The 12,742-nt window shown below is 73.9% G+C and carries 9 protein-coding genes; 3 read left to right on the forward strand and 6 right to left on the reverse strand.

The genetic code is table 11. From position 1 onward, the window contains the following. Positions 1-112 precede the first annotated feature (112 nt). A complete protein-coding gene (locus tag ACWDRR_RS38345) occupies positions 113-2,548 on the reverse strand; it encodes a M4 family metallopeptidase (RefSeq protein ID WP_449776912.1) in 2,436 nt (811 codons plus the stop codon). Between the two features lie 626 nt (positions 2,549-3,174). Then, positions 3,175-4,782, reverse strand: coding sequence for a peptidoglycan-binding protein (locus ACWDRR_RS38350; protein ID WP_449776913.1), 1,608 nt, complete (start codon positions 4,780-4,782; stop codon positions 3,175-3,177). Positions 4,783-5,344: 562 nt separating this feature from the next. Between ACWDRR_RS38350 and ACWDRR_RS38355 the strand changes: the two genes are divergently transcribed. Both ACWDRR_RS38355 and ACWDRR_RS38360 read left to right on the forward strand, forming a co-directional pair. Continuing rightward, positions 5,345-5,725, forward strand: coding sequence for a hypothetical protein (locus ACWDRR_RS38355; protein WP_449776914.1), 381 nt, complete (start codon positions 5,345-5,347; stop codon positions 5,723-5,725). A gap of 236 nt (positions 5,726-5,961) precedes the next feature. Next, positions 5,962-6,504, forward strand: a complete 543-nt coding sequence (locus ACWDRR_RS38360; RefSeq protein WP_449776915.1) for a DUF1349 domain-containing protein — start codon at positions 5,962-5,964, stop codon at positions 6,502-6,504. A gap of 154 nt (positions 6,505-6,658) precedes the next feature. Here the strand turns inward: ACWDRR_RS38360 and ACWDRR_RS38365 are convergent, their stop codons facing one another. From ACWDRR_RS38365 to ACWDRR_RS38380, 4 genes are all read right to left on the reverse strand, one after another. Beyond that, positions 6,659-7,717, reverse strand: coding sequence for an RNA polymerase sigma factor (locus ACWDRR_RS38365; protein ID WP_449776916.1), 1,059 nt, complete (start codon positions 7,715-7,717; stop codon positions 6,659-6,661). A 642-nt stretch (positions 7,718-8,359) separates the two neighbouring features. Beyond that, positions 8,360-9,244, reverse strand: a complete 885-nt coding sequence (locus tag ACWDRR_RS38370) for a DMT family transporter (RefSeq protein ID WP_449776917.1) — start codon at positions 9,242-9,244, stop codon at positions 8,360-8,362. Positions 9,245-9,368: 124 nt separating this feature from the next. Further along, the gene (locus tag ACWDRR_RS38375; protein WP_449776918.1) at positions 9,369-9,818 is read right to left on the reverse strand and encodes an SRPBCC family protein; all 450 of its coding nucleotides are present in this window, start codon (positions 9,816-9,818) and stop codon (positions 9,369-9,371) included. 492 nt (positions 9,819-10,310) lie between these two features. After that, on the reverse strand, positions 10,311-11,120 hold the full coding sequence (locus ACWDRR_RS38380; RefSeq protein WP_449776919.1) for an alpha/beta fold hydrolase: 810 nt from the start codon (positions 11,118-11,120) through the stop codon (positions 10,311-10,313). Between the two features lie 299 nt (positions 11,121-11,419). On the opposite strand from ACWDRR_RS38380, the gene ACWDRR_RS38385 reads away from it, so the two are divergent. After that, positions 11,420-12,718, forward strand: coding sequence for a hypothetical protein (locus ACWDRR_RS38385; RefSeq protein ID WP_449776920.1), 1,299 nt, complete (start codon positions 11,420-11,422; stop codon positions 12,716-12,718). The last annotated feature ends 24 nt before the right edge of the window (positions 12,719-12,742 follow it).

Below are 12,742 nucleotides of genomic sequence, written 5' to 3' on the forward strand. Positions count from 1 at the left end.
AGCTCGCGCCCGCGCGGGCACGGACCCCGCGCGGCTTGATTCGTTCCCCGGGGCCCCCCCGGCGCCCCCCCCCGTGCGCGCACGGGATCGGCCAACGGCTGCGCCGGGTCGCTCAGTTGCCGAGGGTGAGCGCGGTGTCGTCGATCAGGAAGGTGGTCCGGGCCGCGAGGTCCTCCCGGCCCACGAACCGGACGGTGACGTACTGTCCGGCGTAGGCGGACAGGTCGACGCTCCGGCGGACGTAGCCGGTGGTCGCGTCCAGGTTGGACCAGCTCGCCAGCGCGGTGTCGCCGGCCTGGACGGTCAGCGTGTCGTACGGGACCTTGGTGGTGCCTTCGTCGGTACTGATGGCCGTCCAGAAGGACAGCGTGGCGCGGCAGCCGTAGGGGATGTGGACGGTCTGGGACAGCGTGTCGGTGGTGGTGCTGCCGTGCCCGCTGAGCCAGGCCTTCCACGAGCCGCTGCGCGGGAGGGTGTAGGGGTTGGTGGAGTCGATGGTCCTGCTGTTCGACGCGCGCCAGTCAACGGGACCGGACTCGAAGCCGGGGTTGGCGAACTGCTGGGCCGTGGCGCACTGGCCGATGGTGTAGGTGATCCAGGAGAAGGACAGGACGTCGAACGCGCCGGTGGAGTCCGTGGCCGTGAGCGTGACGGTGCTGGTGGCCTGGGTGGTCGGGGTGCCGGAGATCAGGCCGCTGGCGGCGTCGATCGTCAGGCCGGCGGGCAGGCCGGTGGCGGTGTAGGTGAGCGGCCCGGGGTTGCTGCTGCCGGCCTCGGTCTGGAGGTTCACCGCCGTACCGGTCCGGGTGACCTGGTCGCCGGGGCTGACCAGGGTGACGCCGGTGGTGATGCGGGGGCCGACGTTGACGGCGGCCCAGGCGTTGGCGGTGTTCCGGTAGGTGGCACTGTCGGCGCCGTACAGGTCGGCGGCGGCCTTCAGGGTGGCGGTGCGGGCACCGGCGTAGTCGGTGGCGGAGGTCATGTAGGTACTGAGCGCCCGGTACCAGATACCTGCGGCTGCCTCGCGGCCGATCGGGTTCACCGGCAGGCCGTCGGAGGTCGGCGAGTCGTAGTCGATGCCGTTGACCCGCTTGGCGCCGCTGCCCTCGGAGGCCAGGTAGAACCAGTGGTTGGCCGGGCCGGAGGAGAAGTGGACGTCGGTGGAGCCGATGCCGGAGAACCAGGAGTCCTCGGACGCGCCGTCCTTGGAGGGCCTGTCCATGTGCCGCAGCGGGGTGCCGTCGCCGTTGATGTCGATCTTCTCGCCGATCAGGTAGTCGCCCGGGTCGGCGGCGTTGCCGGCCCAGAACTCCACGGCGGTGGCCATGATGTCGGAGGTGGCCTCGTTCAGGCCGCCGGACTCGCCGCGGTAGATCAGGCCGGCGGTGTTCGAGGTCACCCCGTGCGTCATCTCGTGGGCGGCCACGTCGATGGAGGTGAGCGGCCTGGCGTCGTAGTCGCCGTCGCCGTACGTCATGCAGAAGCAGGCGTCCCACCAGTACGCGTTGGCGTATCCCGTGCCGTAGTGCACATGGCTGGTGGCGGCGACGCCGTCGTTCCTGATGCCGTCGCGGCCCTGGACGTTCTTGTAGTAGTCCCAGGTCAGTTGGGCGCCGTAGGCCGCGTCGACGCCGGCGGTCTGCGTCTGGTCGGGCCGGCCGTTGCCCCAGACGTCGTCGGCGTCGGTGAACAGGGTGCCCGTGGCCCGGTCGTCCTCGGTGTGCTGCAGGTCGTAGGTGCGGTGCCCGCCGCGGGTGTTGTCGGTCAGGGTGTGGGTGCCGTCGGCCTCCGTGGTGGCGATGGTGACCTGGCCGGAGTACTGGCTGTTGCCGATGCCGTTCTTGACGCTCTGGTAGTCGAACAGCTCGGCACCCGTGCCGGCGTCGGTGATCACGTGCAGCTCCGACGGGGTGCCGTCGTGCTGCAGGCCGCCGATGACGCTCTCCCAGGCGGGCACCGGGGTACCGGAGGCGGCCCACACCACCTTGCGGACGGATTCGGCCTTCGGGTCCTTCGCGCCCGCGGCCCTGGCGCGCTCCAGGGCGCGGGCGTTGGCGGTTTCGGCGGTGACCCCCGCGAGACCGGAAGTCACCGCGATGGTCGCGTCCGTGGCCTTGTCGACGCCCTTGACGGTGCCGTCCGCGGCCGTGTGGACGACCAGATCGCCGCCGAGGACGGGCAGCCCGGCGTAGGTGCGGTCGTAGCGGGTGTGCCGCGTGCCGTCCGCGTCCACGGTGACGGACTTCGGCAGCAACTCCTCCTCGGCGCCCAGGCCCAGGGCCTCGGCGGTGCCGGACCGGCGCGACCGGGCATCGGCCAGCAGCGCGGCCTGCTGGTCGGGGTTCAGCGCCGCCGACAGGGCACCCGCCCGGGGAGCGGCGCCCCCGGGGGTGGCCCGACCGGCACCGGCGCGCTCGGCCGCGGTCACGGTGGTGGTGTCCGCTCCGGGCGTGGCACCGGCGGTACCGGTGGGCAGGGCGACGGCGACCAGGGCGACGCCGAGTATCAGGGCACTCGTGGCGGCAGCCGTGTGGGGGGAACGTTTCAACGGAACTCCTCAAGGCGGCAGGGAACTCGACCGGTGGGGCCCGGACGAGCCGGAGAGGGTGTCCAGTGGGTGGTCAGGACGGCGCCACGCACTCAACTGCCGTTGTCCACAGCATGCGTGAGTATGCGTCAGGCTGGCAGCAGCGTGCCATGTTTGCGCGGACATGTCATCACGGCCGCTCCGGATCGGCCGAAAGGCGCGCGTCGCCGGCGGCGGGTCGGCCGGCCCCGGCCGCGCCCTGCGGCGTCGTCGGCGGCGTTGGCAGGGGACTGGTCGGAGGGCGTGCGGGGGCGCCGTCGGCCGGCGTGGCGTCGGGGCGGGTTCCAGGGGTCAATCGCGTCGGGAGGCGGCCGCGGTGGTGGTGGGGGGATGGCCGAATGCGATCCGTCGCGGCCGCCGCCGGCGGGGTCCGGGTGGATCCCGCCGGCAGCGACGTGGCCGGCGCGGGAGTCGGCCTTCTCGTTCTCACCCGGCGGGCGGTCCCGAAGGCTGCGCCGACGCCTCGGCCGCGTCCGCCGGTGGGGCGCAGGCGAGTGGCCGGGTGCCAACTGCCGTGGCACTGAGGAGATCACGGTCACCGTCTTCTCCCGGCCAGCCGCGGATCACTCGATCGCCCGGGTGGCCGGTCACCGGCCCGGTTGCCCGGGCCGGCACCGCGGCCCCGCCATCGCCTGTTCGAGGGCCGCCCTGGTGCGGGCGCCGTACGCGACGAGATTGCGTTCCTCACCGCCGACCCCGGCGGCCTGCTGGAAATCGGCGAGGTAACGCTCGGTGGCGGCGTCGAAGCGGCCCCGCGCGAACGTCGGGTCGGTCGGTGCGCACCCGGCCTCGACCAGGAGTTTCTGCAGCGCCACCACGTCCGGTCCGCTGTCGCCCCGTCGGAGTGCCCGGGCGGAGGGCAACGCCGTGGCGGTCTGCGCGGCGGACGGGGGCGAGGACGGGGTGACCGGTGGTGGTGCGCTGGGCGTGGCCGGTGTGCTCGGTGTGCTCACTGCACCCGGTGCGGCCGCGGGTTCGGGGGCGGACGGTGCGGGCGGGAGGGCGGGCCGGGTGCCGGTCGGGGCGCGCGGCGTACTCCGGCCCGGAGTCGGCGTCCGCCTGACCGTCGGTGCTGCGCTCGTCGGGGGGACGGGTGCGGCGCTCGGGCCTGCCGTGCCCGGGGCGGCCGGGTCCGGGCCGATGACGTCCGGGCCGGTGACCGGGACCCGGTCGGGCACCGGCGAGCCGGTGACGTCGACCGCTGGTGGCTCGGCCATCGCCAGGCCGAGCGCCAGCGCGACCGTCCCGAGGCCGGCGGCCCCGATGGCGAGGCGACGGCGCGCCGCCTCGTGCCGGGCCGGTCTGTCGGTCCGGCGGTGGGCGGCGCCGATGACGACCTCGGCCGACGACTCCTCGCGGGGCGGTGCCGGTGCGTCCGCGGGGCCCGGCCCCGGGGCCTCCGGCGCGGTGGTGAGCAGGGCAGTGGTCCGCCCGGCGACCGAGGCCCGGAAGCGGAGCAGCAGAGCGTCCCGCAGGTGGTCGGCCTCCCAGCGGTGGACGGCCCGCAGGTCGTCCAGTGCCCGGTGGCAGCGGGGGCACCGCGGCAGGTGGGTGGCGAGCTCGGTGGACGCGGCCGTGCCGCCGGAGGCCGTCTCCGAGAGCAGGGCTGCCAGGTGCCGGCACCGCCGATCGGGCGCCCCGACGGCGTGGACCCGGATGTACGCGTCGGCGAGGCCCCGGCGGGCCGCCGGCGGGGGCACCGCGTCCGCGGCCGGTGCCGGGCCGGCTCCGGGGCCCGGTGTGAGCGCCCGCCACAGCTGGGTGACCGTGCGGTCCGGGAGCTGCTCCAGCGCACCCAGCAGCGGACTGTTCTCCTCGGCGGTGGCGACGACATCGCGGTAGCTCTGGTGCGGCGCCTTGCGTACGGCCAGCCAGGCCCGGAAGTCCGGTGACAGGTCGCCGCCCCGTCCGGTGGCGGCCCAGGCGGCGGCGAGCAGGCGGGCCTCGGCGAACAGCCGGCAGGTCCAGGACGGACCGGGGAGCTCGCCCCGCTGGGAGGAGTCGAGCGATCTGCCGAGGGCGGCGGTCGCCAGGGTGTGCGCGTCCTGCGGGGTCGCGCAGAGCGCACCGGCGTAGGCCAGGAGCGCGTCGCCGTAGCGGCGGGTCAGCTCCCGGGCCGCGGTCCGCCGCGCGGACGCCGAGAGCAGGAGCTCGCCGAGCTCCGCGTCGCTGAGTGAGTTGTGGGTGGGTGACATGAGGGTCCTCGGGTGACATCGGCCGACGGCGGACGCGTACGGATCGGGTGTCCGCCGTCGTCGAAGACGTGTGCGCTGTGGTGTCGGGTCAGGACGCGGTGGGCCGGGGCCGCCGTCCGTCGCACGGCGGTCGGGCGGGGCGCGGTCGGGCGCGGCGCGGTGCTCCCCGGGTGCGTGCGGCGGGTACCCGGTCCGGTCCGCTCCCGGTACCGGCGGGGGTCCGGCAACGGATCACGGCGTCGGCGGCACGACGGGACGGCACGGCACGGCGCGACGGCACAGCACACTCCTCGTGGCCGGGGACTCGAACTGGTGGAGCCGGAACCACCGTCGGCATCCCGTTGCGTTGCGCGATCGTTATCCGGTCGGAGTGGGGCGGACACCCTCGGCGACGGCGGGCCGGCCACTACCCATGACTACGCGGGGGAGTACCTAGGGTTCGGCGCACTCGCGGGCTTTTCGGGTGGCCGCAGTGCTGGACCGCGCCCCCGTTCTCGATCTTTCCTGGAAGCAGGAACACCAATCGAGCGAGGTGGGGGCGCCGCCCGTGGGAGAAGAGATCATGAACAGACGAAGTCGGCCGGTCGCGAGTCGCTCCACCGCCATCTACCTGCGCTGCTACCCGTACGACACGGCGTACCTGCTCGACTACTGGCGGGTGCTCGCCCGCTACGCGATCGAGTCCGGGCTGGGCGAGGCGACGGTCTTCATGGACAACGGCCGGCGGTCGACCGAACCGCTGGCGGCACTGGAGGACCTGCTGCGCGCCGCCGTGACCGGGCTGTGCGACACGGTGGTGATCCCCGGACCCTTCGTGTTCTCCCTGGACGACACGGTGGCCGCGGCCGTCATCCGGAGGCTGGAGGAGGCGGGGTGCCGGGTCGTCGAGATGCCGCGGCCCACCGGCGGGAGGCCCGCCGGGGACCTGGTGGCCGTTCGTTGAGGGGCGGGCCGGAGACGGTCCGGCCGTCGACGGCTTCTTCCGACGGGTCCCGACCCGTGCCACGATGCTCCGGCGGGCCGCGTCGCCCGCCCGCAGACCCCTGGGCGGGCCGCGTCGCCCGCCCGGTACCCGCCCGAGGGCGGTCGTCCATCCACCGCCCCTGTCGTCGGAAGTCGGACATGCAGCTCGATACCCTCACTTTCCTTTCGCGGGCGCAGTGGCTGGGATCCACGCCGGTGCACACCCTGAAGGACGGCACGCTGTCGGTCTTCGCGGAGCCGGGCACCGACATCCTCACCGACCCGCTGACCGGCGCGGTCCGGAGCAACGCCGCGATCGCCCTGGTCGATCCGCCGAGCGGTGACTGGCAGTTCTCCGCCCGCCTCCGCGTGGGGTTCGAGGCCCCGTGGGACGCCGGCGCGCTCTTCGTCCGGTCGGACCGGGACCACTGGGCGAAGGTCAACTTCGAGCAGGCGCCCGACGGGGTGCCGAGCATCTACTCGGTGGTCACCCGAGGCCGGTCCGACGACGCCGTCGGCTGGGCGGCCGCGGGCGGGGCGCTGTGGCTGCGGATCAGCCGGGTGGACGGTGCGTTCGCCTTCCACGCCTCCTCCGACGGCACGACGTGGCGGCTGGTCCGGCAGTTCGACCTCGGCCCGGACCGTGCGGTCCGCGTGGGCATCGAGGCCCAGTCGCCCGTGGGGAAGGGGTGCCGCGTGGACTTCGACTCCGTCCGGCTCACCCCGACGCGGCTGGCCCACCTGTTCGACGGCCGGTGAGCGCGCCGCTCCCGGGTGTGCGGTGCCGCGGGCGATGACCGGCGCCCGCCCGTCGTGACCGACGCCGCCGAGAGCGGGCAGCAGGGGGCCGGTCGCATCCCATGTGCAGAGGGCGCTGCGCGGTCATCCGTGGGCTGTGACGCGGGACGGTGCCTCAACCGCCGGCGTCCGGGTGCGGCCCGGCGTGCGATCCGGATCCGGCGGAGTTGCTCGCGGCCGAGGAGTTTTCGTCCCCCGCGTCGGCCGCGAGGGGCCCGGGCGCTGCTCCGCCTGTCGCGGGCCCGGGCGCTGCTCCGCCTGTCGCGGGCCCGGGTGCCGGCGCGGCCGCCGTGCTGTCCGGAGCGTCGGGTGTCGGCCCCAGGAGTGCCGTCCTTGCGAGCCGAAGGCTTCGATTGATGTCGCGCATCTCCTCGTAGCGGTGCCGGCAGGGTGCGCAGTCCTCCAGGTGGCGGGTCAGCAGCTTGGACTTCCTGCGCGCGGGGTGGCGGGCGAGTGCCTTGAGCCGGTCGGTGTGGGCGAGGCACTCGGGGGAGTCCGGTCCTTGCAGGTGGGCCGCCAGATAGGCCCGGCGCAGTCCCTCGTGGGCACGCGCGAGCAGCGAGGAGGCCCCGCTGCCGGTGAGGCCGAGGAGTTCGGCGACCTCCTCGGTCGGCCGTTGCTCGACCACGGAGTGCCGCAACGCCGTGCGCCAGCGCCTGGGCAGGGTGCGGTAGGCGGCGAGGACCAGGTCGCGTTCGACGGCCGACGCGAGGATCTGATCGGGGGACAGGGCGGCGGTGTTCCGGTCGGCCAACGGTTCGACGTCGGCGGTGAGAACGGTGCGGCGGTCGGCGCTCGCCCAGGCCATGGCGGTGTTCCGGACCACGGTGAGGAGGTAGGGGCGCCAGCTTCCGGTCGGACCGCTGCCGGCCCGGACGGCCGCGAGGGTGCGGGTGAACGCCTCGCTGGCGAGATCCTCGGCGGTACCCGCGGCGGGGCCGAGCGAGCGGGCGTGGGCGAGGACGGCCGGGTGGTGGCGTGCGTACAGCACCGACGCGACACCGTCCTCCCCCGAGCGCAGGCGCTCCGTCAGCTCCGCGTCGTCCTCGGGCTCCGCCGCCGGCTCCGCCCCGGGGTGAGGGGTGTCGCGTTCCTCCGCCGCCCGCTCGTCGCCGGCGCGGGGAGCGGGCAGGCGAGCGGACCGGTCGGAGCTCCGGGGCGAGCGACGGTGCATGGGTGGTCCTTTGACCGTGTGCGGTGACCTGACGAATCGGGGTGCACCGGCGCGGGCCGGCCCCGGTACCGCCATCCGGGGACCGGCGCCGCCCAAAGGCTGCGCCCCGCTGCCGGCAGCGGGGCGCGGGCCTCGCGAAGGGCGACGCGAACTCCCTGGAGTGCGAATGGACTTGCACAGATCAAGAGGCGCGGCCGGAGTCCGGCTCCTGCGGGGTTGCCTGATCGTTACCGATCGGGGGCGGGCTGCGGCGTCCGCCGCCCGCCTGGGCGGGGGTCACCAACGGTCGCGCCCCGCCGCATCCCCATCCAGAACAACATCAATCAGGAAGCAACACAGTAGAACATTGGGCGAGGTCGTGGACACACACGGCAACGGTCGCGTCGGACCGGCCGCGCCGCACCGGGGCGCCCACCACGGCGCCTCACGGTCGATGAGAGGCGGCTTCCTGCGGCCGGTTCGGAGCGGGGCCAGGGGGCGACGGCGGGACCATCAAGGGGGCTCGGGCTTGGTGCCCGTCGTGGAGGCGCTCGGGCGGCTGCTCCGCGTTGCCGGCTGCCGTGGGCGCGGGTGGTCCGGTGGTCGGACCGGAGGCGACCGCGGAGCCGACCGTCGCCTCCGGTCGAGGTGGTGGGGCTCCGTTCAGCTGCGCCGGGAGACGGCGACGCCGGCCAGGCAGAGCGCGCCACCCGCCAGGGTCAGCAGCGCGGGCGTCTCGCCGAGCAGGAGCCAGGCCATCAGCACGACCAGGGTCGGCACCGAGTACGTCGTCGCACCCATCCGTGCGGCGGTCGTCCGGGAGATCGCGTAGGCCCAGGTGGTGAACGCCAGCGCGGTCGGGAACAGGCCCAGGTACACCACGTCGAGCGTCGCGGACGGCGGCGCGGCCGCCAGGTCCGACACCAGCTCCGGGGCGAACGGCAGGCAGGCCACCGCGCCGATCAGACAGCCGAACGTCGTCACCTGGAGTGCGCTGGCGTGGCGCAGCGCCGGCTTCTGGCCGACCACTCCCGCCGCGTAGGCCACGGCGGCGACCAGGCACAGCGCGATGCCGAGCGCCGAACTGCCGCCCCCGCCCGACATGGAGACGCCCACCACCACGGCCCCGCCCAGTGAGACCGCCATCCCGGCCAGCAGCTTGGGCGGGAGCCCCTCACGCAGCAGCCAGCCGCCGAGCAGGGCGATCAGCACCGGTCCGATGCCGACCAGCATCGCCGCCGTGCCCGCGTCGACCTGCTTCTCGCCCCAGTTCAACGCGACCATGTACAGCCCGAACCAGAGCACGCCCGAGGTGGCGATCCCCGGCCAGGCCGCGCGCGGCGGCAGGCCCTCCCGGCGGTACGTCAGCAGGCCGAGCAGTGCCACGGCTCCCACCAGCAGCCGACCGAGCGCGAGCGAACCGGGCCCGAAGTGCTCGCCCGCACTGCGGATCGCCACGAACGCGGACGCCCACAGCACCACCGTCGTCGAAGCCGCCGCGAGTGCCCTGCTGTCCTTCGGGGCCACGCCCGTTGCTGAAAGGTCCATGCCGGAGAACCTACGGCCTGCACCGTTCGGTCCCCACCGAAATGTCGACGGGCCCGGGTGCTCTCCGGTGCGGCCGGGCGCCCGGGGTGTCGGATCCTCGGCCGCCGCCCGGGGTGGCGACTCCTCAGGCGTCGCCCGGGGCGGCGCGCCCGGTGGCGCCGCCCTCCTCGACGAAGTGCTTGAAGCGACGCAGGTCGCCCCTGACGATGCGATCGAGCACACCCAGTTTGTCCGCGGCGGTCTCGGCCAGTCCGGTGGGCTGGAACTCCATGATCATCGTGACGTGCGTCCGGGTCGCGTCGAGCGGTCGCAGCGAGACCATGCCGGTGTGCTTCACGTTCTTGCTGCTGGTGCGCCAGGACACCCGCTCGTCGGGGACCCGTTCGATGATCTCGGTCTCGAACTCGCGGGACAGTCCGGCGATCTTCGTCTTCCAGTGGGCGTGCAGGTCGTCGAGCTGCCTGACCTCCTCCACGCCCTCCATGAACTCAGGGAAGCGCTCGAAGCTCGTCCACTGGTCGTAGACGAAGCGGACCGGCACGTCCACGTCGATCGACTCCTCCACCCTGCCCATTGCTACACCCACCTCCACGCCGTCCGGGCGCTGCGCCGATGAACGGTCCCCCGGGGCGGAGGACGGCCGGCAGCGCCACCACGAATGTCCGTCCTCGGGTGGGCGACGGCAACCCGCCCGCCCGGGTGTCCGGCGCTCCCGGGGCCGTGCGGCTCCGGGAGCGGGCGGACGGCCGCGAGGTCCGGACGGCTGTCGGCCCGGGTGGCGTTCGACCGGTCGAAGGAACGACCGGCCTTCCGCCGCCCTTCCGCCGATGGTGTGTTCCGCTCCGGTGAACGCGCTCCTCCCCGGTGGCCCCGGGCCGGGGGAGGGGCCGATCGCGGTCGTCCCGGCAGCCGGCCCGTGGGGAGGGGGTTTGGGAGGGCGAATCGGGGTGAGAAGAGGGCGCGGTGGGTGCGCCCGCCGCGCCCGGACGGTGGCCGTCCCCCCTCGCCCGCCGTCCGGGCCGGGCGTCCGCGGTCGGGCCCCGTCCGGGCCGGGAGTTCGCGGTGGTCAGCGGTCCGGGCCGAGAACGACGTCGGCGATCAGGCGGGCCACCGCTTCGGGCTGTTCCAGCATCACCAGGTGCCCGGCGTCGGGGACCACCTTGAGGGTGACGGAGGGGCAGGCCTCCAGCGCGGCGTGCTCGGCGTCGGTGAGCCCCACTTCGTCCCGGTCGCCGCGCACCACCCAGGCCCGGGCGCCGGAGCCGCACAGCCGCGGCACCAGTTCGCCGTGCCGGTCCAGGTAGGCGAAGTACTCGGCCATGGCCCGGCGGCAGAACGACGCGGAGTTCTTCCTCAGGTCGGCGATCAGCGCCTCCCGCCGCCGCTCCGGCATGCTGTCCGCCAGGGCCTTCGGCGTCAGCCACAGCATCACCGGCCAGGCCAGCGAGCCGAGCCCGGGTACCCGCCCGAGTGCTGCGGCGATCGCCAGCGCCTTGGACTCGTCCGGCCGCGAGAACGTCGGGGAGAGCAACACCACCGGCCCGGAGAAGTGCCCGCCGCTCACCATCTCCAGCGCGATGTTGGCGCCGATGCTGTGGCCGACCACGGTGGTGCAGCCGTGTTCGGCCGCGAAGGCACCGGCGATCGCCGCGTAGTTCTCCATCGAGACGTCTTCGGGTGCGACCGTCCCGGCGTGCCCCGGGACGGTCGCCGCCACCAGCCGGATCGGCGCACCGTCGAGGGGAGGCGCGGCCGTCATGTCGTCGTAGAAGGCCGTACTGCACAACCCGCCGGGCAGCAGCAGCACCCGGTGCGGGGCGTCGGCCGGGCCCGACTCCCGGACGTCCCAGCTGTGGAATTGCGCGGTACCGCCCATGATGTGCCCTCCAGGCTCGTACGACCGCCTGGATTCTGCCGCGCCGGAGTCCGCCGGTCGGCGACCTTGGGCCGGGCGCGGCATGTCGGACGGTTGCCGGGGCGGCCGTGTTCGATCGCTCCGCCCGGGCCGGACCGCGGTCGGTGCGGGTGGGGAGCATGGGCACCGGGCCGGTCAAGGCCGGGCATCCTGATGTTCAAGAGCGGCCCAAATAATCGCACACCAAGCTGTTGATAATGTGATCAGATGTGACGTCACTGTGGCACTCCTCGCCACAGGGGGAGGGACCGGCCTGTCCCGTGAACAAGGCCCAGCCACACAGGAGATGCAGCATCAACACCGTCATCCGCCGGGCCGCGCGCAGCGCCCTGCCCGTCGCCGTCAGCGCCTCCGTCCTCGCAGCGGGCCTGACCGCCTGCGGCACCGTCGAGCAGCTCACCGCCGCCCAGAAGGTGAGCAAGGCCTTCGGCAAGCTCGGCGACAGCAAGGCCGCCGGCCTCACGATCTCCCTGGACGCCTCGCCCGAGCAGATCGTCGCCTTCGGCAACGCCACCGGTGACAAGGTCGAGCAGAAGACCGCCGAGGCGCTGTCCGGTCTGAGCGTCTCGGTCGCGGTGGCGGCCGACAAGCCCCTCAAGGACCTCGACACCTTCAAGAACGCGCAGGGCGCGGGCAAGGAGGCGACGCCGGACAAGTCGCTGCGCGTCTCCTACCTGCTCGCCGACAAGAAGGGCACCGCGCTCCTCGAGTACCGCCAGGTCGACGCCAAGGCGTACCTGCGCGCCGACGCCAAGGGTCTGGTGAAGCTGGTCGGCGAGGACCCGGCCGAGGTGGACTCGGTCAGCAAGGACCTGCCGGCCGAGCTGAACCCGGTCAAGGACGTGCTGGCCGGCAAGTGGGTCTCCTTCGACCTGCAGGAGCTGGCCGACCAGGCCAAGAAGCCCGACGCCGCCACGTCGCCCGCCCCGTCCGGCAGGCCCACGCTGGACCCGGACACCGCCAAGCAGCTGACCGCCTCGCTGAAGGACGTCTTCTCCCGCACCGTCACCTTCGACGACAAGGGGAAGAAGGACGGCGCCGAGCACCTCCTGGTGAGCGCGCCGGCCCGCCAGCTGACCGACGAGCTGCTGAAGGCGCTCAAGCCGCTGTCCGCGAAGCTCCCCGAGCAGTTCGAGAAGCTCCCCACCAAGGCCCCGGCCGACCTGCCCGACACCAAGATCGGCGTCGACCTGTACCTGAAGGGCGGCAAGTTCTCCTCGGCCACCTTCGACCTCGCGCAGCTGGAGCCCAAGGCCGGCCCGGGCAACCCCTTCCCGGTCAAGCTCGCGTTCAACGAGTCCGCCCCGACCGTCCAGGCGCCCGCCGACGCGGTCAGGATCACCGACAAGGACATCCGGAACGCGGTGCTCGCGCTGGCGAGTGCCGGCGCCGGCGAGGACGAGGACGCCCCCGGCGAGCCCCTCGCCCCCGGCAAGCCGCTGACCGACGCCCAGGTCAAGGAGCTCACCGGCCTCGGCATCCCCGAGGAGCAGGTCCGGCTCTTCAACGGTCTCGGCATGGACTTCGAGGAGATCAAGAGCTTCGCCAAGAAGAGCTGAGCACTCGGTGACGCCGGGGCGCGG

The organism is Kitasatospora sp. NPDC003701, from assembly GCF_053587085.1.